A 24,765-nucleotide genomic window follows, 5' to 3' on the forward strand; every position below is an offset into this window, starting at 1 on the left:
ATAAAAAATTTTTTGGGTATTATAAGAAATGTTATAAATTTTTACAAAAAATATGAAATTGATTATCTTATTATTTGCGTTTTTATTTTCTATAGTTTCTTTCGGAGAAAGCGAAACTATAAAAGGAAAGCCTTTAAAATGTGTAGCAAATGATGATTTTGAAAATAGGCTAGATGAACAGGAACAAGAAATCAGAAGATTAATTGGTACAGTTGAGGTTTTACAACATAAGATTGATATGTTAATACAAAACTCAAATATTCCAAATCAAGTAGAAAATACTGAAATTGTAGAAAGTAATAATTCAAAAAGCCAAGACGTTTTTGATGTAGCTTTGCTAAAAGATATGCCTGATACTGCTTCTAAAAAAACCATTACAGTCAATAAGGATGTAGCTCCTGATAAGCAATCTTATGATTTAGCTCTAGCTGTTTATAAGGATAATAAGATTACTGAAGCAAAAGATAAATTTAAAAATTTTATCCAAAAGTATCCTAACAGTTCGCTAATTAGTAATGCTTATTTTTGGTACGGGGAATGCTTTTTTAAACAAAGAGATTATAACAGAGCAGCAGTTAACTATTTAAAAGGCTATAAAGAGTCACCGACAGGGGCAAAATCTTCTGATGGGTTATTGAAATTAGCACTTTCCTTAGGTGAACTAAAAAAAACTCAGGAAGCATGTAATATGCTTGCTAAGCTTGATAAGGAATTTCCAACTAATAGAACAGCTGCATCTAGGAAAATGACAGAAGATGCTAAGATCAAATTTGGCTGTAAAAATAAATAAAAATAATAAAATATGACTGATATTTTAGATGAAGTATTGAGTGATCAACATGAAGAAAAAAGGTTAATTTTTTTCAAAAAGCTTTTATCTATAATAATAATCATTTCTATAATAGCTATTACTATAATGGTTGTTATTAATAATAATAAAGATAAAAGAATTAAAAATAACCAGAAAAATGGAGATCTTCTTGTTAAGACCGTTGGTTTAGAAGTAACAAAAGATAATAAAGAATTAGCTTTTAATACTTTAGAAAATTTAGTTACTACTAGTAATACTAGAATAAAAGAAATAGCTGCATTAGAACAAGTAGCTATAAAGATTGCGGAACAAAAATATTCAGAAGCTAAAGACCTGCTTAATAAAATTATCGAAAATAAAGAATATTCTGAAATTTCTACTTCTTATGCACGTATTTCATGGTGTGGTCTCGTCATTGATGATCAAAATTTAGATATGCAAGATAAAGAAACATTGACAAAATATTTAAACTATTTTGATGATGAGAAAAAACCTTTTTGGGCTACAGCCACTATTATGAAAGCTATATGGAATATTAAGAATAATATAAAACTAGAAGTAGAAAAAAATCTAAAAAATTTATTAATTTCAAATAATGTATCTGATTTGTTAAAAGATCAGGCTAAGGCTCTACTCGTAAATTTAAATCCATAATAATTTAGTACTTAAGGAAAAATATGACAAAAAAAATAGCACTTCTGTTATTACCTTTTATTTTAATTTCATGTAGCAGACTTGGACCGCAAAGGGTAAAAAATATTGTTGAACTGACTCCTAAATTATCAATGCAAACTAATGAACCAATATATTTAGATTCTAATACAAATATGTATGCATTTAATGTAAATATGCTTAAAGATAAACAGTATAGTTTTGCTAGAAGCAAAATAATTACCGATCCAGTTTTTATAGGTGATATTATTTATGCATTGGATATTAGCTCAAATATTTCAGCATTTTCTATAGAGAAAAATAAGATTATTTGGTCTTATAAATTAAGTAGACATAAGAAAGATAATTATGTAGGTGGTGGAATTTTACATTATAACGGCAAGCTATACGTAACATACGGCTCAAGATTGTTAGTAGTAGTAGATGCAAAATCAGGTTATGAAATCATTAGAAAAGAACTACCGGATATTATTAGAATTAAGCCTGTTATGCTAAATGATAATACTGTTTTAGTGCAAACTATCAGTAATCAAACAATTGCTTTAGATGCAGAAACTTTAAAAACCGTATGGGAGCATGAAAGCCTTACGGAAGTTTTATCGGCTAGTTATTTTATGACACCGATAGTACAACATGACAATGTAATAGTAACTTATAATTCTGGGCAAGTACTTGCATTGAATATAAAAAATGGTGAAGTAAGATGGAATTTTGAGTTTGCAAATCTTAGCGATCACATAGCTATACCAAATTTTGATGAATCAAGTATTTTATGTAAGCCCGTTCATGATAATATGAATTTATATATAGCAACCGGTCTTGGTAAGCTTATTAAATTGAGTACAGCAACCGGCAGTGTGATTTGGCAGGTAAATGCAGAGGATATCCAATCAATGTCTTTAATCGGTAATAGTTTATTTGTAACAAATAATGCAAGACAAATAGCAGCATTTAATCCTGAAACAGGGAAAGTAAAGTTTGTAGCTGATTTAAATGATAGAAATGATCCTAAGAAACTAAAATCTGCTACTTTTTTAGCACCGTTTGTTGGAGTTGATAATAACAATAAGCAAAGTTTAAATGTGATTTCCGTTAACGGTGTTTTATATAGTTTTGATGTTGATAATACTGGATTAAACATGATGCCTCATATCGGCAAAATTATAAAGAATATTCGTTATTATGGTTTAAGTACAAATAATCATCTATATTTCTCTACTGAGAGAAATATAATATTTGGAAGTAAATAGATTATATTTAACTTGACAAATGGTAGCTATTAATGCTATTAAATGTGTTCCAGCCTTTATTTAAAAATTAAAAAGATACTATTGTGAAAACTTATTCTGCAAAACCATCGGGCATTGAAAAGAAATGGTGGGTTATAGACGCAAAAAATATTGTACTCGGACGACTCGCTAGTAGAGTTGCTAATATGCTACGTGGTAAGCATAAGCCTAGCTTTACTCCTCATTTAGATTGTGGTGATAATATAATCATAATAAATGCAGCGTATGTAAAATTAACAGGTAAAAAAGCGGATACCAAAGATGGAAAAATATATTACAGACATACAGGATTTCCAGGTGGTATTAAAGATACTACGGCAGGTAAAATCTTAAGCGGTAAACACCCTGAGAGGGTTATTAAAATGGCTGTAAAAAGAATGATTACAAGAAATGCTTTAGGTGCTAAGCAAATGAGTAATTTGTATATTTATGCGAATAGTGATCATCCTCATGTAGGACAGCAGCCTATAATTTATGATTTTGCGAGCCAAAATCCAAAAAATAAAAAGTAATTACCTATGACAAAGTTAAAGATTAAAACAGACAAGCTATTAACTAAAAAAGTTCTAACTTCTGAGAAGCTAGCAGTAAAAGCACCTAAAGAAACAATAGATAATTTAGATAAGTTTTATGCTACAGGGAAAAGAAAAAATGCTATAGCACGAGTATGGCTTAAAGTAGGAGAAGGTAAAATAGTTGTTAATAAAAAAGCAATAGACCAGTATTTTCCTTCTGAAACTTATGTGAAAACGATCTTACAACCTTTTGTTTTAACAAATACTATCAATCAGTATGATGTAATTTGTACTGTTAGAGGTGGAGGAATTTCAGGACAAAAAGGAGCCATTTTACATGGGATTTCTAAAGCTCTAGATAAATCTGCTCCGGATTTCCATGCTATTTTGCGTAAAGGTGGTCTTTTAACACGTGATTCTAGAGTAGTAGAGCGTAAGAAATACGGACAGCGTAAAGCGCGTAAGAAAACACAATTTTCTAAACGTTAAGATAGAATTTAAGCTGTTTGCATTGCAATTGTTACATGGCTCTAATATTATTTCCGCTTTTGCTGGAATGATATAGAATACTTGCAACAGCTGTAGTAAACAATATCTGTAATAATATATTATTTCTCCTCTGTGGCGGGGTAGCTCAGTTGGTGAGAGCAACGGAATCATAATCCGTGTGTCGTGGGTTCAAATCCCTCCCTCGCTACCATTCATTCATCTTTTTAAAAGTTCTAGTTTTTAGTAAAATTTTGTATAAATCATTTTATATTAGGGTCTGTGAAGATTGCTAACAAGATTTAATTTTCACTAAACAATATATTAAGATAACTAATCAATTAGAAACTTTTGTAGAGCCTAGCATTTTATGAAATTGATATTAATAACTTTAATTCTTATGTTTATGTACTTTTCTTAAATGTATGCCAGATCCTTACCTAAAGGGTTTGTGTATCTTAAAGATATCGATCCTACACTTATCCAAAGTATGTGTTATTATGCAGATGAAAATTTTGTTGGTAAAAGGTAGAGGATTATAAAACACCGGAAGCAATTTTACCATATGAAGCTGATAAAGTTCTTAAAGTATTATCGGATGAGGAAAGATGGTTATTCACTTACACTTAATTATATATTATGCATATAAATGACAAAAAGTTGTACAGCGCTTTTTAAGATGAAGATAATTTTGATTAAAAAAATAAGAATCATTTTTACCCATATATGATAAGTCTAAATGTTTTACATTAGGTTATATAGCTGAAAGATCGAGAGTATGAGTGTATATTAAGGGTAGTACACTATATAGATTTATCGATAAGAAAACTTCGGCAGGACGTTAATAATAATCCTAAAGCAAAAGTTGAAAGACAAGCGTGTTATATCCTATTTAGATGACAATAACATGCGACATATATACTTCTTGTAACATATTTTGATGAAGCTTCACATAATGACTGTAAATTAATTGATATGCAATATTTAGCAAAACCTAATTATTTAGGTTCTAAGATGCAAAAAACATAATTTAAAAGTAATGTCAAATTGAGTGGTGGCATGTACACTTGAAGATGTATCTTATAAAGATTAATATTTTAACTTTGATATAGAAAAAACTATGACAGTATTAAGTGAAAAAAATGTATTCCGTGTCAAGGTGGAGTGCTGCCACTTGATAAAAAAGAAATTGATTGCTAAATTATTAGCTGAATTACAAAATGCATATCAAGTAAATGAATTAGTACATCTTAAGAAATATAAATTTCCTAATTTTGTAAAAGCTATAGAGTTTGCAGATAAGATAGCTGCAATTGTAGAACAAGAAGCGCATTATCCCGCATTAAGATTAAGTGATTGAATATATAAATTTTAATGCCGAAACTCAAATTGATACAATTAATTGGAAAACTGACACTACAATAAATCACTACCTCAGTAATTTTATTATAAATTGACATATTAAGAGAAGTAAAGGATTTTATAGCTAACCTCGCAAATGCTATTTACTGCACATATAATTGGTGATTATAATTATAACTGAATAAAGAATGATAGTACATAATATTATGGTTGGATCTAGTTGCGGTCAAGATATAGAGTTACACAATGATTGTGCTGTATTTTAGGCAATGATACTACAGATAGCTCATTATTTAGTGCTATAAATCAGTTAATTGAGAGTAGAGATATCAAGTACTCTTTAATTTCTATATTACAGCAGTAACATAAGTAATTAGGCTAGGATATATAGCTAATAAAATTAAGGTACATGTACATATCAATTCTGATCACTATGAATAATAGTGATCAACATAATGTATGTTTAGGTCAAATATAGGATCAAGAGGCTATAAATAATTTAATATATAAAACTTTTACTGAATTAATGAGTCAAATTCTTTTACAACGGCTTGATAAAGTTTCCTTTTGAAAGGAATTATAATAGATAATAGCTCGTCAAGTGATGCCCACCTCCATTGGTCAAATTCCGGATTAGAGGTATTTATATTAATATCTTCGTTATTTCCAGTAAATCTAATTAGAAACCAGCGTTGTTTCTGTCCACGAAAATTACCGTTCCACAATTTAGGTATTAAAAAGCTTGGTAAATCATAACTATACCAGCATTTGCTTTCGGCAATAATATATCCTTTATCACTTCCTATTTCTTCAAGCATCTCACGCATTGCTGCAATACTTGGAGTTTCACCGGGCACTATCCCACCTTGCGGCATTTGCCATGCAGATATTTTTGTATCTATTCTTTTACCGACGAAGATATTATTATCAGCATTTAATATCATCATGCCGACCCCTGGTCTATATGGTAAATCAAGATATTTTTTGGAAACATTTTTCATTATTTTTCTACTTTAAATAATCAATTATAATGTTATTACTTTATTTTTACCTGTTGTTTTAGCTGTATACATAGCGTTGTCAGCACGTTCAATAAAAGATTCTATAGATTCTTCTTTTTTATATTCCGTAACTCCGATTGAAATAGTTTTATTTAAAGGTTCCATGTGATCTTCAATGTGAAAATCCGTATACTCTATTTTAACTCTAACTCTCTCCGCAGTTTCAATTGCTTTAGAAATATCTATATCTGTTAAGAGGATAGTAAATTCTTCACCGCCAAATCTTGCTATTAAATCTGTTACTCTGAGAGTATTTTTCAAAATACGGGATACAATTGTTAAAACCTTATCGCCTGCTTGGTGACCGTAAGTATCGTTTACATGTTTGAAATTGTCGATATCGCATATAAGTAAATATAATTTAATATTTTCTTTATTAGCTTTCTCAATCATTTGTTTGAGGTGTATATCAAAATAGCGACGATTAAATAGACCGGTTAAGCCATCTTTAGCTGCTAAATTAACACTTTGCTCAAGATCATTACGTAAATTATCTTGATATTGCTTACGCCTTAATTGTGTTCTAATTCTAGCTAGTAATTCGCTTTCCTCTATAGGATAAATGAAATAATCATTAATACCGAGTTCAACACCTTTTACAACCAAAGGCATACCGTCTTCATCAATTTGTAAAATTATTACCACTCCGTTTATTTCTGCTTTACCTCTTAAAATAACACTAATTCTTAAAGGATCATCATTTTCAAGCGTACTACTAATAATTATTAAATTGGGTTTGTATTTATTGATAATGTCTAATTCATCGGAATTACTGATCACCTTTACGTTTGTTGTAATCTTAAGTAACATTTGTTTTATATTTTTTGCTTGTACTATATCATCATTAATGAGTAATATTTTTTTATCTGCAAAATTGTCATGCATTTCAATATTTGTTACGCCTAATAATGCATTAGTGCTATTACGAAGTTTTAATTCATCGATTAAGCTTTTCATTCTGGATAATGATTTAAGTCTTACAAATAAAGCGGTATCATTAATTGGCTTTGTTAAAAACTCATCAGCTCCTGCTTCAAGACCTTTTACTCGATCATCAATATCGGAAAGTGCAGTCACCATTACAACCGGTATATGAGTAGTTTCTGGATCGGTTTTTATCGTTTTACATACTTCAAATCCATCCATTTCCGACATCATAACATCCAGTAGTATAATATCAATTTTTCCCTTTTTTAGAATTGCCAATGCTTCTTTACCGCTATTTGCAGTAAGAACCGTATAATACTCTTTTAAAAGTTTGGCTGTTAGTAATTTAATATTGGTTTCTATATCGTCTACTACTAATATTGTGGTCATAAGATTAAATTCTTGTTTTTAAAGGAAATAATTTGTATACTTATACTTTAATTTTAAGTCTTAAACATAGTATAATATATGAAAGTTTCAGCAAATTCAATTAGAACAGGTAACATATTAGTTTATAATAATGATTTATGGGTTGTAAGCAAAACGCCGGAACATACGCAACCTGGGAAAGGTGGAGCTTATGTACAAGTTGAGATGAAAAATGTAAAAACAGGGGTAAAACGTAACGAAAGATTCAGTTCTTCCAATTATTTAGAAAAAGCTGCGCTTGAACAAAAAGATTATCAATTTTTATATTTTGAAGGTGATGATTTAGTATTGATGGATACAAAACATTTTGACCAAATAAATGTTCCCAAGGGGATTTTAGAAGAAAAATTACCTTTCTTAACTGAAAATATGATAGTTAAAGTCGAATTTTATAATGAAAAGCCTTTAAATATTGAGCTTCCTCCAACCGTTATAATTGAGATTAGTGAAACTGATCCGGTAATAAAGGGAGCAACTGCTAACGCTTCTTATAAATCAGCAATTTTAACAAATGGTATTAAAGTTAAAGTACCGCAATATTTAGAAATAGGGGAAAAAATTGTTGTCAAAACTGATGATATGACATATGTCGAAAGAGCCAAATAAGTCTACTAAGATAGAACTTCAAAAATTGGTGTAGTTGTTCTAAAAGAGAGCTACAGTATGAACTATAAAGTATACATTGCGTTCCAAGGACTTTGCACTCCCTTGCTCTTTGTTGAAGTTGATCTTCGTATACTGTTTTTACTTTAATATTAATTAGATGCAACCTATAACTAATTTATTGATTAATGTCCTGCGTAAAGCAGTTAAGTTTTTGCATAGAGATTTTTTAGAACTCGAAATGCTGCAAAGAAATTCTGTAAGAAATGAAGAATTTTGCACGCGGTCTTATTTAAAATTGAAAACTTTATTATGTGAAGAATTACAAAAACATACACAATATTTATTTTTTCCGGAGGATAAATTCGATTTAAATAATAATTATGATAGTGTGTTTTTAATGAACCCTATAGATAGTGTAAATAATTTCGCTAGAAGTATACCTTTTTTTGCGATATCTGTAACTTATTTAAAAAGGAATCAAGGAGTTTTGACTCCTACTTCTACAATAGTATATTTCCCCGCTCTTAATGAAATTTATTATGCTGAAAAAGGTAAAGGAGCTTGGATAGAAAAAAATAATTTATACTCTAATTATCAAAGATTAAGGCTTAGAGTTTCTGATAATGCTGATTTAAAGAACTGTTTAGCAATTATTGAAGATTTAAATCATAATGATTTGGGAGAGGTAGATAATATTAGATCTTTTGGCTCTCCTTGCTATGCGGCTACACTTATAGCATCAGGTAAAGCAGATTTAATATGTTTATCATTATTAAATTTTACATTATATTATGCATTTGACCTTCTTATTAAGGAAGCAGGCGGTATAATTATGGATTCTAGCGATAAATTTATGTATTCAAATCGCTATATTGCAAAGCAACTTAAAAAATATTAGACAAGAAATTATTTTAGTATTTGCATTTTTATTGTGAGAATATAATATTATTATGCATAAGGTTATGGTACATTATAAAGAGTTTGAATTTGACTGTGATTTTGGTGGACAAAGAGCCAAGTTTAAGTTTTATATAGGTACGCCGCAAGAAGGTCATCATCCACTGCAATTTCAAGCAAAATGGTTATCTGATGAAAGAGGCGGTACTATTCCTGATGAGGTTATGAAAGCAATATCACAGCTAAATGATCTTGCAAAAAAAAATGGTGTTCCACTGCCGGATTTATGTGTATATGCTCTTGGTTCTGCTCAAGAAGCCCAAACTATCCTTCAAGAAGAAGATGAAGACAAGGATGATCACTAAGAAGATGCAGTAGAGCAGGCATAGTTAAAATAATAAGGAGATTCATAGAGATTAAAATGAAACAATATAATGATGTATTTAAAATTATTCACCGCGAAGGATATATATTTATTGCTAGTTTTGCATTAGTAAGTTTTTTATTAGCATCATTTAATGCAAAACTTGGCTGTATTGGTTTTATTGCTACTGTGTGGTGTATTTACTTCTTTCGTAATCCCGATCGATATGTTCCTATAAATGATGATTTGGTTATAAGTCCTGCAGATGGAATAATTCAAGAAATTAAGGAAGCATTGCCGCCGCCGGAATTAGGGTGCGGTGATGTAGCAATGATTAGAGTTAGTATTTTTCTAAATATTTTCAATGTCCATGTTAATAGAATTCCGGTAAATGGAAAAATTTTAGCACTTCATTATAATCCAGGGAAGTTTTTTAATGCTTCACTTGATAAAGCTAGTATTTATAATGAACGTCAATCAGTATTAATGGAAACTGATCAAGGGCAGAAAATTGTTTGTGTGCAAATAGCCGGACTCATAGCAAGGCGTATAGTGTGTGATTTAGAAGAGGGTAATGAAGTTAAAATGGGTGAGCGATATGGTATAATTCGTTTTGGTAGTAGATTAGATGTTTATTTACCGTTGAAAACAGCTTTATTAGTGAGTAAAGGGCAGACCACTATAGGCGGTGAAACTATCCTTGCTGATTTTGGACGTAAAAAGACAGCAGAATTCAAGTTTGAGAGGAAGTAGATATTTTTACGTGTCATACAAGTGTCCAGGATATAATTTCCACGTAGAACTTTTGTACTAATTAAGATTATTTTTTCTAGATTCCTGTTTTTGCAGGAATAACATAAAAGATGTAAATTTACTAAAATACATTTTGAGTATAAAATTGTTAAAAATTCGTAAGTCTATAATAACTAAGCCTGTACCTATAATAAAATTAATTCCCAACTTTGTTACATTGCTTGGCCTTGTAACTGGTATGAGCTCTATAAAATTTGCTTTGGATAGTAGATGGGAACTTGCAGTGTATTGCATTATAGTAGCAGCAATTATTGATGGTATCGACGGTAGAATAGCAAGAATGCTAAACGCAGCTAGTCCATTTGGTGCAGAGCTTGATTCATTATGCGATTTTGCTAATTTTGGTATAGCTCCTGCTTATTTAATATATTTATGGTCTTTTCAACAATATGAGTATAAGGTATTTTCATCAGCAGTAATGCTATTATTTATAGTGTGTATGGCATTGCGTTTAGCTCGCTTTAATGTTGGCATTTATCACCTGAAACAAGATAAAAAAACTGAATATTTTTTTACCGGTGTACCGGCTCCATGCGGAGCTTTACTTGCTTTAACGCCTGTAATGATAGATTTTGAAATCGGTACGTTATTAAATGTCAATACGCGTACTCACACTATAACAATTAATATATATTTGGCTATTATAGCTTTTCTACTTGCTAGTAGGCTTCCTACAATCTCAACAAAAAATTTAAGTATTAAACCTGAGTATTTATCGCTTGCAATGATTTTAGTTGCTATTGTTATTATAAATCTTATCATATATCCATGGTATTCACTGCCGTTAATTGCAGTGATATATATTCTTTCTATACCAATTTGTTATTTTTTTAAACATAGAGGGTATTGGTAAAGTTAATTATGCTGAGTGTATCACAACACGCTATCGACAAATATAAACATCATCCATTTACTAAATATGTAATTATTATAGCATTAGTAGTTTTTATTTATTTTGGATATAGAGTTTATGTTTGGGCAAATACACAATCCACGGACAATGCTTACATAAATGCAGCTATTTCAAACGTTAGTGCTGAAGTTAACGGTGTTTTAATAAAGTTGTTTATCACAAATAATACTAAAGTTAATAAAGGTGATCTGATAGGTGAAATTGATGATAGCGATTATAAAGCAAAGCTTGCGGCACTTGAAGCATCTATTGAAGCTTGCAAAAAAAATATAGAAATTATAGAGCAAAAAATCTCAATAGGGAGGATTAGCTTAGAACAAGCGGCTGAGAAATTAAAGCTTACTAAAATAAGCTTTAATATTGCGTCAACAGATTTTACTAGGATGCGGGAATTAAATAAGGCAAAATTTGCTAGCTCTAAAACATTAGATGATGCTAGAAATAATTATCAAAAAGCTAAAACAGATTATAAGCAAGCACAATTAGATTTAGATATATCTAAACAAAATGTTGTTCTTTTAGATCTTGAAAAATCTGCAGAAAAAGAAAAATTGAAAGAATTAACGGAAAATAAAAAAGTTACCTTAAGGAGCTTACAAAATACTAAACTTATTGCTATGGTATCAGGTATCTTCAGCAATAGTAGTTTAGAAATTGGAAATTATATATTACCTGGAAGAGCGTTGTTTTCTATAGTGCAAGATAATACTATGTATATTCAAGCTAATTTTAAAGAAACGCAAATTAAGAAATTTAAGTCCGGTATGAAAGTAAAAATTGAGTTTGATGCTTTGCCTAAAAAAGTAATTTACGGTAAGATTCGTAATATTGCTCCTGCTACCGGTTCTAAATTTAGTTTAATCCCACCCGATAATGCTACTGGTAATTTTACTAAGATAGTACAACGTGTACCTGTTCTAATAGATTTTGAGTCCCCAAGTGCCAGTCTAGTTCCCGGCATGTCAGCAACAGTATCAATTAGAACTGATCAAAAGATATAAAAATTATGGTTATATTATTAGCAGTGATAGTGCATTTGCTTCTATACAGTCATGTATTAAGAATTTATCTATAGGTCCATTATTTTGATGTATATATTATTAATCTGTAAGAGTAGTTTGGTATGTACAAAAATAATGTAAATATAAATGTGAGTAAAGTGATATTATAGGTATAACAAAAAGAAAGCTTTCAAAGTTCTATATTTATTATTCCTCCTACAGAATTATTACAGCTCTATCATACAATATAACCTGTAAGTACGAATACCTTAAAATTATAGGTTCAAGAATAAGATATAATCATAACATTTTCAATTTTATGTGTATGTGGGCTAAGTAATAGATTTACTTCATGTTATTAGATTCAATAGGTGATAATTAGGTATTATCAACTAGAGTAGCAGGAGATCATATTTTCGCTAGGGAATAATTGGTGTTCTTGAAAGTTATAAAAGTTCTAATAGATATTGATAAGGTAAAAATGCAGCAGGCTTCACATCATGTACAGGGTACATATCCTCCAAAACTTTTTATGTACTTAAAAATATTAACTTGTAATTATTTACCTGTTAATTCTGCTAATTCTTTTTTTAGTTTTATTACTAAAGTTTGTAATTTTTCAAATTCTTCGCGAGTGACGTAGTTACCTTTAAGTATTTTATCCTCAATTATGCCATAACTTTTATCCGCTATATTATTTAAAGCTTTTTGTGCTACGCTGCTGGCTCCTACCGCAACTTTTATAATATCATTTGTTTTCATCATAGTACCTCTATAGATAACGCATGTAGACCGTTATTAAATTCATCGGCAAGTAAGTTATTAATAGTGCGATGATTGGCAATTAGACTTTTTCCCTGTAAAATTTTTGCAGAAATTCTTATTTTTATATGGCTTTGGATTCCATCATAGTGACTCGTATGTTTATAGCTTTCATCTATTATTTCTTGAAAATCTGGTTTTAACACACTTAATTTTTTTTGTATCCTTTCTATGCGATTCATATTTTTATTTCATTTACAGTAAAAATGTCCTAATATTCTTAAGTATATAATTTTATGATAAAAATTGCAATGTCGGAATTAATAACGGAGTATGAAGATTTACAAGATGAGATAGATCAATTGGAAAAAGGCGTATGTTTTGCTTGTAGATTAGTTAATTATGATGAAATAGAATTTATAGAGCAAGATAAACACTTTATAATTAAAGATTTAGATCAAATCATTGAAAATGTAAGTGCAGAGCTTAATGTTTTCCCAAAGTTTAAGAAAATAAAGAAAGATAGAATATTTTTTATCCTAAATACTACTGATTCTGACTTAATTAAAAATTTTGCTAGAAAATTATATTTATTTTCGCAGCTTTATATTAATAAACAGAAGCCGGCAATTTATATGAATTGTTACATTGCTAGTATTCAATTTCCAACAGTAAGTAATAATGCTAAAGAAATTGAAAAAATATTAAATATGTTACTTTCACAAAATAATAATTATTATTACCGCGAATATAGCAGCACATCACATGATTTGGGAAATATAAGAAAATCTAACCTTCAGCTTAACTTACTACGACAAGCTTTAGCAAACAAGACTATGCGATTTGCTTATCAACCTATAATAGATCGCAGTACTATGGAAATTCATTATTATGAATGTCTACTGCGTATACCTGATGAGAACGGTATTTATATTTCTGTAGGTCCTATAATTCCTATTGCTGAAAATAAAGGATTAATTTTTATAATTGATCAAATTGTTTTAGAAATGACTGTTAATGAACTTGCCAAAAACCAAAATTTAATGTTAGCCGTTAATATTTCAAATATAGGAACAGGAGATGAAGCTTTATGGGACATAGCAGAAAATTTATTAAAAGCTTATAATGTGCGAGATCGTTTAATTATTGAAATTACGGAAACTTCTTTCAATGAGAATTATGATAAAATAAATGTGTTTATTAATAAGCTACGTAAATACGGATGTAAATTTGCATTAGATGACTTTGGTTCAGGTTTTACCTCTTTTAAACAACTCCAAAGCTTATCTATTGATATTATCAAAATTGACAGTAAATATGTACGTAGTATTACAAGTGACGTACAAAGTAGGTATTTTGTAGAAAGATTAATTAAAATTTCAGAAGATTTAGGTATTAAAACGGTAGCTGAATTTGTAGAGAACGGAGCAATAGCTCAATGTTTAATTGATCTAAAAGTTGGTGGGTTACAAGGGAGTTTCTATTCCGAAGCAAAGTTTGATAGAGTGGATATTATTCCTGCAGAGTCAGGAATATAGTCTCAGTGTTAGGGAAAACATAGTTTTGACAAAGTAATCTCGTGCCAAAGTCTTGAGATTGCTACACTCTCTTCATTAGCTCGCCATGACATGAATTATAAGCCTTGACAACATATATAAAAACCTATATGCAGAACTCAACTTTCAATGATTAAAATTATATGCTGTTACTTGAATTAAAAAAAACTAATCAAACCTTAGAAACTATACATTTTATAGGTATTGGCGGCGTTGGAATGAGCGGTATTGCCGAGATATTACATAATCTAGGTTATAAAGTACAAGGTTCTGATTTAGTAGAAAATTATAATACTAAAAGGCTTGAGTCATACGGCATTAAAATATTTTTAGGACATGTTCCGCAAAATATTACCAATGTTTCGTATGTCGTTATTTCATCGGCAATTAATCCAAATAATCCTGAAATAAAAGAAGCATTAGAACGTAAAATTCCAATTATTAGACGTGCGGAAATGTTGGCTGAACTTATGAGATTAAAATGTTCCGTAGCAGTTTCAGGATCACACGGTAAAACCACTACTACTTCTCTAGTTGCTTGTTTATTTGAGGCAGCTGGCTTATGTCCTACCGTTATTAACGGTGGGATTATAAATAATAGATCTACTAATGCATATCTTGGTTCAAGTAATTATTTAATTGCGGAGGCCGATGAGTCCGATGCGACATTTATTCATATCCCCTCAACTATTGCGATAATAACTAATATTAATCCCGAACATTTAGATTATTATAAAGATTTTGAAACATTAATTAGTGCTTTTAGAAGTTTTATTATCAATTTGCCATTTTATGGTTTTGCAGTTTGTTGTATTGATCATAAAGTAGTTCGTAAATTAGTAGATGATATTACTGAAAGAAAGATTGTGACTTACGGAATTGATTCAGCTGATGCTCATATTGTAGCATTTAATATTAACACTGATATTGCTTCCTCTACTTTTGATGTAAAAATTAGTTTACCGCATGTACTAGGTACAACGATTATTGAAAAAATTACTATTCCAACATCTGGAAGACATAATATTTTAAATAGTCTTGCTGCAATCGCCGTTGGGATAGAATTAGATTTTGGTATTAAAGCTATTAAAAACGGCTTTAATAATTTTAAAGGAGTGAGGAGGAGATTTACTAAAGTAGCTGAATATAATAGGGCTTCAATTATCGATGATTACGCTCATCACCCTGAGGAAATTAAAGCAACGCTTGCTACGGCTAAAAATATAGCAAATAAACAAAACGGTAAAGTTATTGCTATTTTTCAGCCTCATAGATATTCAAGAATGCAGTATTTATTTGATGATTTTACGCTTTGCTTCGCTGATGCTGATATACTCTATATTACCGATATATATGCTGCAGGTGAAAAACCTATAGAAGGAATAACAGGACAAAGTTTGGTTGATAAGATTACTAAGAATAAGCATCACGATCACGCAAATTTTCTAGCTGAACTAGATGATGCGGTTGGAGTTATTATAGATCATGCAGCTTCCGGTGATATGATAATTATGATGGGAGCAGGTAATATTTCAAGTTTTGCAAATGAATTATCAAAAAAATTCGGTAATTTGTGATGACTTTACCGATAGTAAAAGGCGAGTATAAAAAGGATTATAATTTAACACATCTGACATGGTTTAAAGTAGGCGGTAATGCTGAAATTTTCTTTAAACCTTTTGATAGTGAAGATTTAGCAAGTTTCTTGATACAAAATAAGCAAAAATTACCTATAACTATTTTCGGTGCAGGCTCAAACATTATTATACGAGACGGCGGTATAGAAGGAGTGACAATAAAGCTTGGTCAGAATTTTAGTAATATTGATTTTATAGATGATAATCATTTATTAGTGGGCAGCAGCTGTCTTAATTATAATTTAGCAAAATTCTGTCAATCACATGCTATTTCCGGTTTTGAATTTTTAGTAGGTATTCCTGGTACTATCGGTGGTGGTACTGCTATGAATGCTGGTGCTTACGGTTCTGAATTTAAAGATATCATAGTTAGAATTGAAGCAATCGATTTTGCAGGAAACTTTTTAACATTTACCAACGAAGAAATCGGTTTTAAATATCGCAGTAATAATTTACCAAAGGATTTAATTATTCTTAAAGCTGTTTTTAAAGTAAATAAAGGCGACAGTGAAAGTATATTATTACGGATGAATGAAATAAATGCTACAAGATCACGGACGCAACCTATTAAGGAACGTACAGGTGGTAGTACTTTTACAAATCCTGAGGGCCTTAAATCATGGCAGCTTATTGACAAAGCAGGACTTAGGGGCTATAGAATAGGCGGTGCTTCAGTATCAGAACTTCATTGTAATTTTATGATAAATAATGGTGATGCTACTGCTAAGGATTTAGAAGATTTAGGGGATTTTGTCAGGCAAACCGTATTTGAGAATAGTGGTATTGAATTAAAATGGGAAATAAAACGAATCGGCAAATATGTTTAGAATGTTTTATTCATGTATTATATCATTCCCATTTCCGCGGGAACGCGGTAATGATATAAGAGCCATGCTGGTCATGCTGAGCAGCCACAGTGTAATATAGGGAAAATATGTATAAATCAAACACATTGGGTGGAATATTCTGAAGTTAAAATGTTGAGTAATATAGTCAATTTAGTTGGACTTGAATACAAGGAGCAAGGAGTGAAACATATCCCTAATAGGAGAGGGATAAGCGATGAATTACGCGAGTCCAAATCAATTGAATATAGCGATAAAAAGCATATAGCGTTAGTAGCAGGTGGTATGTCTACTGAGCGTGAAGTATCTTTAGTGTCAAGTACAGGAGTGAGTAAAGCCTTAATTGCATTAGGATATAAAGTAACCTTTATTGATATGGGAGCAGATATTGCAGTTAAATTACAAGCAATCAAGCCTGATATCGTTTTTAATTGCCTACACGGTAAGTATGGTGAAGATGGTTGTTTGCCAGGATTACTTAATATAATGCGGATTCCTTATACTCATAGCGGGGTGTTATCTTCAGCATTAGCATTTGATAAAGTATATTCTAGGAGCTGGTTTTTAACGAATAATATTAATATGGCAGAAAGTATTGTCATAAATAAAAGCGATAATATAAAGATTGACCCTATGAAACGACCATATGTAATTAAGCCTATGATGCAAGGATCAAGTATCGGCGTTGAAGTAATATTTGAAGAAGATGATTTTAAATGGGTTGATTATGATTTTCCTTACGGTGATCGGGTAATAATAGAGCAATATATAAAAGGGCGAGAGTTGCAAGTAGCAGTATTAAATGGCAAAGCTCTAGGAGTTTTAGAGATTAAATTACTGAAAAATCGTTTTTATGATTATGAGTCTAAATACACTGAAGGATTTACTGAGCATTTGTGTCCTGCTCCACTGCTTGCTAATTTATATGACGAATTACTTATAGAATCAGAAAAAATTTATAAAACAATGAATTGCAAAGGTCCTGCTAGAGTAGAATTTATTTTAGAAGATCAAACAAACAAATTATATGTTTTGGAGATAAATACTCACCCAGGTATGACTCCTTTATCAATAGTGCCAGAAATTGCAGCTTATGCAGGGATAAATTTTACTCACTTAATTGAAGAAATTATAAAGACGGCAAGCTGTGAATCATGAGAAAAAAAATAAACTCAAATAAACAAAAACAGAAAAAAAAAACTAATAATATCTCATTACGCCGAAAATTAGGACTAATTTACAAAAAAGCAATATTAGGGTTTAAGGTTGCTTTAATAATTTTTGTATGTTTATTTACTTTTACAAAATATTTTGCTGGCGTAAAAACCTCCTTAACAACAAATATACATAAAATGACAACAAAACTCGGTTTTAAACTTGAGAATGTTATAATTGAAGGACAGCAAAATGTCGATGAACCTACAATATTAAAGGTTTTAAACGCAAGTAATGGTAGCCCTATTTTTGCTCTTAAGTTAGACGAAATTAGAAATAATTTAAAAAAAAATAAATGGATTAAGGAAGTATATGTCACTCGCAGGTTACCAAATACAGTATATATAAAGTTATTTGAAAGAGAAGCTATTGCTATTTGGCAGATCAATAATCAACTTTTTTTGGTTGATGAAGAAGGTTACAAAATTAGTAAAAATATTCAGCCTTTTCCTCATTTATTACATGTTGTAGGAGAAGGAGCAAATATCTGTGCAGGTAAATTAGTAAGTGAGCTACAGAAATATCCAGCATTAATTAATAAAACTTTAGCTGCTGTAAGGCTTGGAGATAGAAGGTGGGATTTAAATCTTAAAGGTAATATGAGTATTAAGTTACCTGAAAAAGAGTTTGAAGAAGCGTTAAAATATATTGATGCACTCAATAAAGCTAACAAGTTATTTAACCAAAATTATAAGGTTTTAGATTTAAGAGATAGAAATAAGTATTATATAGAGAAGTACTAATAGTGTATGTCATGCCCGTATAAGGATGTTGTTGTATGACAATAATTTACATAAAAAAATGAAAGAGAAAATATTAAATTTTGTTACACTTGATTTCGGTAGTAGTAAGATTGCTGTAATTGCTGCCTATATTAGTAAAAAAGGTGAGATTAAAGTAGCGAGTCAAAATTTGCATCATTCTAAAGGTATAAAATCAGGAGTTATATCAGATTTAAAAAATGCTGAAACTAGTATTGTGTCGGCAATTTATGCACTTGAAAAAGATTGCGGTAAAAATATAAAAAAAATTATATTATCGTTATCAGGTGCTGATACCAAATCTTATTATATAAATTATACAATTAAAATTAACGGGCAAACTGTAACGCAGCAAGATTTTAAAAAATTATTACAAAAAGCATTGCTTGAATTTAAAGTTAAAAACCAAGAAATTATTCATTATTTTCCTCTTGAGTTTACTCTTGATAATAATTCCGTTGAAAACCCTATAGGTATGTATGGTAGAGAACTTAGTTGTGCATTACATATTATTGCAGCTAGTTCAAATATGTTATCAAATATTGTACAATGCTTCGCTAAATGTCATGTTGAAGTCACAAACATTACTCTTGCAATTTATGCTTCTGCTATTAGTTGTCTTACAAATGATGAAAAAAATCTAGGTTCGCTTATAATCGATATGGGAGATAAAACTACTTCTTTCGGTATTTTTTTTGCAGGTAAATTAATATATACGGGGTATATAAATGTGGGTAGTTTTCATATTAGCTCGGATATTGCTAAAGTTTTTGGTATTGATCTTGTTACGGCAGAGAAATTAAAAATTTTATACGGTAACGCAACTATACCTTTATTTGAAAAAGATGGTATTATAAATATGGATGATTTGCAAGTTGATACTCATTATAATTTAAATACGTCTGTAACAATTTATAAGTTGGCTGATGTAATAAGCGCAAGAGCTGAAGAAATATTATCAATGGTAAAAGCCGAATATGATAAAGCAACAAAAGGACAAGTTGAAGTTTTTAGAGTTGTAATTACCGGTGGTGGGTCTCAGCTTAGAGGACTTAAAGAGCTTTCAAATAGAGTTTTTGAAAAACAGAGTAGAATCGGTAAACCAGAGATTCTTGCTGGTTTCGTAGAAGATTATAATCCTGCTATATATTCGGCAACTATAGGTATGCTAAAGATTCATGCATTAAAACAGCAACAAGAATTTGCTCATATTAGACTTGATGAAAATAGCAGCTTCTTTAAAAAAGCCTTTGATTGGTTTAAGGAGAATGTTTGAAGAGATAAGATTTTAAAAACCTTATCTCTATATAAATATTACTCGGCAACTGGAATAAAATCTCCTATTATGCTTATATATTACTTTCTAACTGGTTTGTTATATTAAATTTAGGTTTAAGTAATAGGATATTGCGCTAATTGTTTAATGACTTCTTGATTAACTTTATTATTAAGTATTTTTTTCGATATTGCTGTTAAATTAGCTATATTTTTAAATAATAAGCAGCAGTAATTAACACTTGGGCTTTTTATTTAGTAATAACTCTGTAAAAGATTGCTCGTCTATGCTATTATATAGAGTTGCATAAAAGCCATTCTGGGATAGAACCAAATTTATTACATACTAAATCAATAATTTCTTGGTTTTCGTAGTGCTAGCAATTTTGAGTATGTTGTAATGAATACCGGTTTTCTATGACTATCCAGATTTCCAGTGTTAATAGCTATAAATGTATGTATATCAGTGGCTTTTTCTTCTCCGGTTAATATTTTAACTATAGCTTCATAGCCCAATAAAATAATTGGTTTTTACCAGTTTTAACAACTATATCAAAATTTATAGCATCAGCTATTCCTACTTTGTTAAGTAGTATTTTAAATTGTATAAAAGTTAATGCTGCCGCTTCTTGTATTCTATCGAACATCATGTTAATTATTTGAGTATGATCATCAATTTATAGGTAGAGTATCACTTGCTATAATTGCTATGCATAAGTATGAATCATTAACTTTAATATTATTGAGTATTAATGCAATGCCAGTTATGTTGTATTGTTTCATTACTTAAAATGTAAAAATGTTCGGTTTCTAAAGCAATGAGGTTAGTATAATTTATATTTAATATTGAATTAAAAGCCTCTTTTAGTTTTTCTGGAGTATATGATCGTGTCTAGAAAATCGTATTTAGGTATTAATGCTTCGTATTTGTCAGAGTATCGCTGGTAAAGCTCTTTATAAAATTTAATTACAATATCATATTGTATCTGTAAAAATTTTGAAAAAGTATCTAATTCATTTGTTTTATAGGTGTATGATCAAAATGCAAGAGATATATTATCAGTTAAATTATAGATAATAGTAAAATCAGTACCTATTTTTTAGTAAAGGTCAGTTTTTTACTATATCTCTATTAAGTAAAAGCTTACTAATACATGCCTTTAACGTATTAGTAGATTTAGTATAAGTACATGGTACAATATCCCCTTTAACCTGACTTAAGTTATACTGAGCTGCATCTGAAGACAGGAAAGTATAATGATACTAGGCATATCTCCAACTGTATTTTTATCTTTGTAAGTATATTGTGAGCAAGCCTTTACAGATAAAATTAGATTTATCCTCTTTTGAACAAAAGCTCATAGTGCATTGAGGAGGCAGATTTTTTGCAGATATTCTTTGACCATAATTATGGGTGGTATAATTAGTAGGTATTACATCATCTCCTAAAAAGCATTGCTAACTCTTCAGTATGAGTTAATACATTAGGTCCTTGTTATATTTATTACCCCTGATTAATTATTAAAATTTTTAAACATATTGAGGTCAGGTAATAAATAAGATAATTAAATCAATATTTAAAAAGCCCATCATAATTTAAATACGTTATGATCATTGCTTATTATTTTGTGTTGTACACAAAAATTTTATTTTTACAAGAAAATAGTGAATTTTTAATTAGGCTCTATAATAGATAGGAAAATATGAGGATATTTAGTTATGATTAGGTTTGTGTCTAGAGCAAATTAAGATGTTGCCTTTAACTGCAATAATAAAAAGGTGATCGCCTTTTTTTGCTGCTTCTTCATTTGGTGCAAGATAAGCATTCATAATAACACCAGACCATTTTACTTGCCCTATAGTATGGGAAGAGATGGTAGAGCTATGGATTTCTACGGTTTTGCCTACCATATCTGAATAATTTTCTGCTTTAGCAGTTGTACTATAAACATATTTTTTAAGAGGTAGGTATAATATAATAAACCAAATAAGTGATAATATACTAAAAATCATTATTTGATTTTGTAAGTTAATATTGTAGTTATATACCATAAGAGTGTTTGATAATGCTCCAAGTCCAAAAAATAAGAATACAATGCTTGAAACTGTAAACAATTCAATAACTAAGCAAATTAGGCCTATTATTAACCATATGTTGGTGGGATAATTATTTATCATGAACATAAGTTTTTAAAAATAATATTACGTCAGCTATGTCTTGCAGTTTTGAGATACCAGCAAACGACATTTTAGTTCCTGGGGCATAATGGTTTGGTTTATGTAAGAAAGCAAATAAATTGTCATCATCCCATATGCCGCCAAGTTTTGATAGAGCAGGGGAATATTTATAGTCTGCTATGCTTGCTTTAGGGCGACCTGCTACATCCCAAAGATGCGGTCCGAGTTTTTTATTTGGACCATCTTTATCAAGAGAATGACACATTGAACATTTTTTTGCTATTTTACGACCGTTATCGGCATTAGCAGTTTTCATCAATTCTGGTATATTTACTGGTGCTTGTGCTTCTGACATAGAAGCTACTGAATTTTCGTGAACTGTCACACTATAACCGCGATGTAAAATTTGTAAGTTTGGTTTGTATAATATGTCTGCAACAAACCCAACCATCATAGCAATTAAACTAGCAAATAATATGGCGGCAACAATTTTATTTAATTCTTTTCCAGACATTGATTTTGTTGTTTTTATTAGAATTTATACTATAATTTAAGCTATAGGAGAAGTTAATTAAATAAATAAAAGAAAAATTTATAAAAAAAATTGTTTTTTAGAGATCAAGTATTAGAAAAATATTTAATAAGTCTAAATCTTATTAGACTAGTTTTAGACAAAGCAGAATCGGTAAAATGTTATTTATAAGCTTAAGTTATGTAGCTTCCTCAGTTTCTATATCAATGGTCGTTTCCGGACTTTTTACTCCTAATATAACTGATAATTATAGCTGTAGTTGTTGTTTTTAGGCGTTAGTTTAGGAACACTCTATAAATGGTAAAAGTACATAGTTTGCGTAAACTTCATAAAGAGAACAATTTATTAGTTCATAACAGTAATGCTAAAAGTCAGCAAGATTATAATTATCATTAGAACCAAGCTTACAAGATATTTTGAACAATGAATTATATAGGGCACAGACGACAGGTAAGAATTCTCTATTCAAGATAAGTATCAGTTAAATGTTAATAAATTGAAAAGTACAGGACGAATATTTAGAAATGATTTAGTTAGAGGAACACATTTGGATATCTTATTATTAAGGAGCTAATGGTAATATGTTTGATATATTAAAATCTACAGGTTATGTTGTAGTTACGACTCATTTATAGCTGGTCTTGCCGAAAAGGAAAAAATAGAAATAAAAGCAATATATAAATTAAATATAAATGAAACAAGATACTCCTAATATATGAAAATATAGAACAATAGAGTTAATTATTACAAACCATTAGCTTTAAAAAAATTAATAACGGATAAGAATTATTAGAGTATGAATAAAGACCAACAAATATAAACATTTTGCGAAATAGTTTTAATTTTAAAATAAAAAGGACGAATATAAGATTATATAGTAAATGACTTAACTACAGTATAATTCGCTTGCAGTAACAAATTTGTAAGAGGTGATATCACTAAATATTTTATGCAATAATTCATTATTAAGAGCATGGCTGGTTTTATAACCTTTAATTGCACTTACAACGTTAGTGCCGACGGTGTATAAATCACCGAATAAGTCTAATAGTTTATGCCGCACAAATTCATCCTCATAACGCAAGCCGTTTGGGTTTAGAATTTTGTCCTCTTCATTTATGGCTATAGCATTTTCAAATGAAGCACCTAGTGCAAGTCCTTTGCTTTGCAAATCATTCACATCTTTCATAAAACCGAAAGTTCGAGCATCTGCAATATTTTTAGTGAAAGATTCTTGATGTGAAAAACTTAGATTTTGTTTGCCTATAGCTTTACTGCTAAAATCAATGGTTAAATCTACAGTCATGTGATTGGAAGGAGTGCAATATAATTCACAATCTTTATGAATTACTTTTATATCTTTTAAAATTTTTAGATATTTTTTAGGAGCATTTTGTAATTTTCTTCCTGCACATTCAATCATAAACACAAAAGGCTTACTACTGCCGTCCATAATTGGTACTTCAGGACCATCAATTTTAATAATTGCATTATCGATTTCACATCCCCAAAGTGCTGCCATTAAATGTTCAATTGTTGAAATTTGCACTTTATGATCATTACTTATAGTGGTAGATAACACGGTATCGGAAACATTACAATAGCTAGCCTTAATATAATTCTTTTCAGAAGAAATGTCGGTTCTAATGAATATAATTCCAGTATTTTCTTTAGCAGGTTCTATAGTTAATTGGGTGTGTTTGCCTGAGTGAACTCCAATCCCGTAACAACTAACCGGTTTTAATAATGTACTTTGCTGCATTTATGCATTGTAAAAATATATTTAAATATTAATATTTAATGCCAACTTATACAAGTGATTTTATGTTACAAAATATTACATAAATAAATACTTAGA

General features: G+C 29.9%; 25 protein-coding genes, 1 tRNA gene and 2 pseudogenes. 20 read left to right on the forward strand and 8 right to left on the reverse strand.

From position 1 onward, the window contains the following. The first annotated feature begins 52 nt into the window (after positions 1–52). The 7 genes and pseudogenes from ybgF to AAGW17_RS02870 form a co-directional block, all read left to right on the forward strand. Positions 53–790, forward strand: a complete 738-nt coding sequence (gene ybgF, locus AAGW17_RS02840; protein ID WP_347938555.1) for a tol-pal system protein YbgF — start codon at positions 53–55, stop codon at positions 788–790. A 12-nt stretch (positions 791–802) separates the two neighbouring features. After that, positions 803–1,465 (forward strand): DUF2659 family protein, encoded by a 663-nt coding sequence (locus tag AAGW17_RS02845; protein WP_347938556.1) that lies wholly within the window; start codon positions 803–805, stop codon positions 1,463–1,465. Between the two features lie 23 nt (positions 1,466–1,488). Beyond that, on the forward strand, positions 1,489–2,733 hold the full coding sequence (locus tag AAGW17_RS02850) for an outer membrane protein assembly factor BamB (RefSeq protein WP_347938557.1): 1,245 nt from the start codon (positions 1,489–1,491) through the stop codon (positions 2,731–2,733). 83 nt (positions 2,734–2,816) lie between these two features. Beyond that, positions 2,817–3,284 carry a 50S ribosomal protein L13 gene (gene rplM / locus AAGW17_RS02855; protein ID WP_347938558.1) on the forward strand — a complete coding sequence of 156 codons (468 nt, stop codon included), beginning with the start codon at positions 2,817–2,819 and terminating at the stop codon, positions 3,282–3,284. A gap of 6 nt (positions 3,285–3,290) precedes the next feature. Continuing rightward, positions 3,291–3,776, forward strand: a complete 486-nt coding sequence (gene rpsI / locus AAGW17_RS02860; protein ID WP_347938559.1) for a 30S ribosomal protein S9 — start codon at positions 3,291–3,293, stop codon at positions 3,774–3,776. A gap of 134 nt (positions 3,777–3,910) precedes the next feature. Further along, positions 3,911–3,987: transfer RNA gene (locus AAGW17_RS02865), tRNA-Met, on the forward strand. A gap of 906 nt (positions 3,988–4,893) precedes the next feature. Beyond that, a pseudogene (locus AAGW17_RS02870) lies at positions 4,894–5,127 on the forward strand (4a-hydroxytetrahydrobiopterin dehydratase); the annotation flags it as partial. 523 nt (positions 5,128–5,650) lie between these two features. Here AAGW17_RS02870 and AAGW17_RS02875 read toward each other — a convergent pair. Then, complete coding sequence (locus tag AAGW17_RS02875) at positions 5,651–6,136, reverse strand: RNA pyrophosphohydrolase (RefSeq protein WP_347938560.1); 486 nt, start codon at positions 6,134–6,136, stop codon at positions 5,651–5,653. 24 nt (positions 6,137–6,160) lie between these two features. After that, complete coding sequence (locus AAGW17_RS02880) at positions 6,161–7,513, reverse strand: PleD family two-component system response regulator (protein ID WP_347938561.1); 1,353 nt, start codon at positions 7,511–7,513, stop codon at positions 6,161–6,163. Positions 7,514–7,591: 78 nt separating this feature from the next. On the opposite strand from AAGW17_RS02880, the gene efp reads away from it, so the two are divergent. From efp to AAGW17_RS02910, 6 genes are all read left to right on the forward strand, one after another. After that, positions 7,592–8,158: an elongation factor P gene (gene efp, locus AAGW17_RS02885; protein ID WP_347938562.1), complete on the forward strand. Its 567-nt coding sequence runs from the start codon at positions 7,592–7,594 to the stop codon at positions 8,156–8,158. A 157-nt stretch (positions 8,159–8,315) separates the two neighbouring features. Then, a complete protein-coding gene (locus AAGW17_RS02890; RefSeq protein ID WP_347938563.1) occupies positions 8,316–9,056 on the forward strand; it encodes an inositol monophosphatase family protein in 741 nt (246 codons plus the stop codon). Between the two features lie 64 nt (positions 9,057–9,120). Continuing rightward, positions 9,121–9,420, forward strand: coding sequence for a DUF2610 domain-containing protein (locus AAGW17_RS02895; protein ID WP_347939397.1), 300 nt, complete (start codon positions 9,121–9,123; stop codon positions 9,418–9,420). 56 nt (positions 9,421–9,476) lie between these two features. Next, positions 9,477–10,172, forward strand: a complete 696-nt coding sequence (locus AAGW17_RS02900) for a phosphatidylserine decarboxylase (RefSeq protein WP_347938564.1) — start codon at positions 9,477–9,479, stop codon at positions 10,170–10,172. Between the two features lie 145 nt (positions 10,173–10,317). Further along, the gene (locus AAGW17_RS02905; RefSeq protein WP_347938565.1) at positions 10,318–11,085 is read left to right on the forward strand and encodes a CDP-alcohol phosphatidyltransferase family protein; all 768 of its coding nucleotides are present in this window, start codon (positions 10,318–10,320) and stop codon (positions 11,083–11,085) included. 8 nt (positions 11,086–11,093) lie between these two features. Continuing rightward, positions 11,094–12,146 carry an HlyD family secretion protein gene (locus AAGW17_RS02910; protein WP_347938566.1) on the forward strand — a complete coding sequence of 351 codons (1,053 nt, stop codon included), beginning with the start codon at positions 11,094–11,096 and terminating at the stop codon, positions 12,144–12,146. A 558-nt stretch (positions 12,147–12,704) separates the two neighbouring features. Here AAGW17_RS02910 and AAGW17_RS02915 read toward each other — a convergent pair. Both AAGW17_RS02915 and AAGW17_RS02920 read right to left on the reverse strand, forming a co-directional pair. Next, on the reverse strand, positions 12,705–12,908 hold the full coding sequence (locus AAGW17_RS02915; protein ID WP_347939398.1) for a hypothetical protein: 204 nt from the start codon (positions 12,906–12,908) through the stop codon (positions 12,705–12,707). Next, the gene (locus tag AAGW17_RS02920) at positions 12,908–13,150 is read right to left on the reverse strand and encodes a BolA family protein (protein WP_347938567.1); all 243 of its coding nucleotides are present in this window, start codon (positions 13,148–13,150) and stop codon (positions 12,908–12,910) included. Before AAGW17_RS02920 ends, AAGW17_RS02915 begins: the two co-directional genes overlap by 1 nt. A 54-nt stretch (positions 13,151–13,204) precedes the next feature. Between AAGW17_RS02920 and AAGW17_RS02925 the strand changes: the two genes are divergently transcribed. The 6 genes from AAGW17_RS02925 to ftsA all read left to right on the forward strand — a co-directional run bounded on the left by AAGW17_RS02925 (position 13,205) and on the right by ftsA (position 20,198). After that, positions 13,205–14,446 carry an EAL domain-containing protein gene (locus tag AAGW17_RS02925; RefSeq protein WP_347938568.1) on the forward strand — a complete coding sequence of 414 codons (1,242 nt, stop codon included), beginning with the start codon at positions 13,205–13,207 and terminating at the stop codon, positions 14,444–14,446. A 161-nt stretch (positions 14,447–14,607) separates the two neighbouring features. Further along, the gene (gene murC, locus AAGW17_RS02930; RefSeq protein ID WP_347938569.1) at positions 14,608–16,041 is read left to right on the forward strand and encodes a UDP-N-acetylmuramate--L-alanine ligase; all 1,434 of its coding nucleotides are present in this window, start codon (positions 14,608–14,610) and stop codon (positions 16,039–16,041) included. After that, positions 16,038–16,928 (forward strand): UDP-N-acetylmuramate dehydrogenase, encoded by an 891-nt coding sequence (gene murB, locus AAGW17_RS02935; protein ID WP_347938570.1) that lies wholly within the window; start codon positions 16,038–16,040, stop codon positions 16,926–16,928. Before murC ends, murB begins: the two co-directional genes overlap by 4 nt. A 150-nt stretch (positions 16,929–17,078) precedes the next feature. Continuing rightward, positions 17,079–18,104: a D-alanine--D-alanine ligase gene (locus AAGW17_RS02940; RefSeq protein WP_410528097.1), complete on the forward strand. Its 1,026-nt coding sequence runs from the start codon at positions 17,079–17,081 to the stop codon at positions 18,102–18,104. Continuing rightward, positions 18,101–18,904 (forward strand): cell division protein FtsQ/DivIB, encoded by an 804-nt coding sequence (locus AAGW17_RS02945; protein ID WP_347938571.1) that lies wholly within the window; start codon positions 18,101–18,103, stop codon positions 18,902–18,904. The genes AAGW17_RS02940 and AAGW17_RS02945 overlap by 4 nt, the downstream gene beginning before the upstream one ends. 58 nt (positions 18,905–18,962) lie before the next feature. Continuing rightward, positions 18,963–20,198, forward strand: coding sequence for a cell division protein FtsA (gene ftsA, locus AAGW17_RS02950; RefSeq protein WP_347938572.1), 1,236 nt, complete (start codon positions 18,963–18,965; stop codon positions 20,196–20,198). Positions 20,199–20,694: 496 nt separating this feature from the next. Here ftsA and AAGW17_RS02955 read toward each other — a convergent pair whose 3' ends face one another. The 3 genes from AAGW17_RS02955 to AAGW17_RS02965 all read right to left on the reverse strand — a co-directional run bounded on the left by AAGW17_RS02955 (position 20,695) and on the right by AAGW17_RS02965 (position 22,889). Beyond that, positions 20,695–20,847, reverse strand: a complete 153-nt coding sequence (locus AAGW17_RS02955; protein WP_347938573.1) for a hypothetical protein — start codon at positions 20,845–20,847, stop codon at positions 20,695–20,697. Positions 20,848–21,910: 1,063 nt separating this feature from the next. Continuing rightward, a complete protein-coding gene (locus AAGW17_RS02960) occupies positions 21,911–22,381 on the reverse strand; it encodes an NfeD family protein (protein ID WP_347938574.1) in 471 nt (156 codons plus the stop codon). Then, positions 22,365–22,889, reverse strand: coding sequence for a c-type cytochrome (locus tag AAGW17_RS02965; protein WP_347938575.1), 525 nt, complete (start codon positions 22,887–22,889; stop codon positions 22,365–22,367). The genes AAGW17_RS02960 and AAGW17_RS02965 overlap by 17 nt, the downstream gene beginning before the upstream one ends. Positions 22,890–22,999: 110 nt before the next feature. Between AAGW17_RS02965 and AAGW17_RS02970 the strand changes: the two are divergent. Further along, positions 23,000–23,697, forward strand: a pseudogene (locus AAGW17_RS02970) (hypothetical protein); the annotation flags it as partial. Between the two features lie 96 nt (positions 23,698–23,793). Here AAGW17_RS02970 and lpxC read toward each other — a convergent pair. Then, positions 23,794–24,669 (reverse strand): UDP-3-O-acyl-N-acetylglucosamine deacetylase, encoded by an 876-nt coding sequence (lpxC, locus tag AAGW17_RS02975; RefSeq protein WP_347938576.1) that lies wholly within the window; start codon positions 24,667–24,669, stop codon positions 23,794–23,796. Positions 24,670–24,765: the final 96 nt, after the last annotated feature.

The organism is Rickettsia sp. Oklahoma-10 (genome assembly GCF_039954865.1).
GTDB lineage: Bacteria > Pseudomonadota > Alphaproteobacteria > Rickettsiales > Rickettsiaceae > Rickettsia > Rickettsia oklahomensis.

Excerpts from the sequence above, each read along its gene's own strand:
- ybgF (WP_347938555.1), top strand. The coding sequence starts at position 53 with ATGAAATTGATTATCTTATTATTTGCGTTTTTATTTTCTATAGTTTCT.
- AAGW17_RS02845 (WP_347938556.1), top strand. The coding sequence starts at position 803 with ATGACTGATATTTTAGATGAAGTATTGAGTGATCAACATGAAGAAAAA.
- AAGW17_RS02850 (WP_347938557.1), top strand. The coding sequence starts at position 1,489 with ATGACAAAAAAAATAGCACTTCTGTTATTACCTTTTATTTTAATTTCA.
- rpsI (WP_347938559.1), top strand. The coding sequence starts at position 3,291 with ATGACAAAGTTAAAGATTAAAACAGACAAGCTATTAACTAAAAAAGTT.
- AAGW17_RS02875 (WP_347938560.1), bottom strand. The coding sequence starts at position 6,136 with ATGAAAAATGTTTCCAAAAAATATCTTGATTTACCATATAGACCAGGG.
- AAGW17_RS02880 (WP_347938561.1), bottom strand. The coding sequence starts at position 7,513 with ATGACCACAATATTAGTAGTAGACGATATAGAAACCAATATTAAATTA.
- efp (WP_347938562.1), top strand. The coding sequence starts at position 7,592 with ATGAAAGTTTCAGCAAATTCAATTAGAACAGGTAACATATTAGTTTAT.
- AAGW17_RS02890 (WP_347938563.1), top strand. The coding sequence starts at position 8,316 with ATGCAACCTATAACTAATTTATTGATTAATGTCCTGCGTAAAGCAGTT.
- AAGW17_RS02895 (WP_347939397.1), top strand. The coding sequence starts at position 9,121 with ATGGTACATTATAAAGAGTTTGAATTTGACTGTGATTTTGGTGGACAA.
- AAGW17_RS02900 (WP_347938564.1), top strand. The coding sequence starts at position 9,477 with ATGAAACAATATAATGATGTATTTAAAATTATTCACCGCGAAGGATAT.
- AAGW17_RS02910 (WP_347938566.1), top strand. The coding sequence starts at position 11,094 with ATGCTGAGTGTATCACAACACGCTATCGACAAATATAAACATCATCCA.
- AAGW17_RS02915 (WP_347939398.1), bottom strand. The coding sequence starts at position 12,908 with ATGAAAACAAATGATATTATAAAAGTTGCGGTAGGAGCCAGCAGCGTA.
- AAGW17_RS02920 (WP_347938567.1), bottom strand. The coding sequence starts at position 13,150 with ATGAATCGCATAGAAAGGATACAAAAAAAATTAAGTGTGTTAAAACCA.
- AAGW17_RS02925 (WP_347938568.1), top strand. The coding sequence starts at position 13,205 with ATGATAAAAATTGCAATGTCGGAATTAATAACGGAGTATGAAGATTTA.
- murC (WP_347938569.1), top strand. The coding sequence starts at position 14,608 with ATGCTGTTACTTGAATTAAAAAAAACTAATCAAACCTTAGAAACTATA.
- AAGW17_RS02940 (WP_410528097.1), top strand. The coding sequence starts at position 17,079 with ATGTTGAGTAATATAGTCAATTTAGTTGGACTTGAATACAAGGAGCAA.
- AAGW17_RS02945 (WP_347938571.1), top strand. The coding sequence starts at position 18,101 with ATGAGAAAAAAAATAAACTCAAATAAACAAAAACAGAAAAAAAAAACT.
- ftsA (WP_347938572.1), top strand. The coding sequence starts at position 18,963 with ATGAAAGAGAAAATATTAAATTTTGTTACACTTGATTTCGGTAGTAGT.
- AAGW17_RS02955 (WP_347938573.1), bottom strand. The coding sequence starts at position 20,847 with ATGATGTTCGATAGAATACAAGAAGCGGCAGCATTAACTTTTATACAA.
- AAGW17_RS02960 (WP_347938574.1), bottom strand. The coding sequence starts at position 22,381 with ATGTTCATGATAAATAATTATCCCACCAACATATGGTTAATAATAGGC.
- AAGW17_RS02965 (WP_347938575.1), bottom strand. The coding sequence starts at position 22,889 with ATGTCTGGAAAAGAATTAAATAAAATTGTTGCCGCCATATTATTTGCT.
- lpxC (WP_347938576.1), bottom strand. The coding sequence starts at position 24,669 with ATGCAGCAAAGTACATTATTAAAACCGGTTAGTTGTTACGGGATTGGA.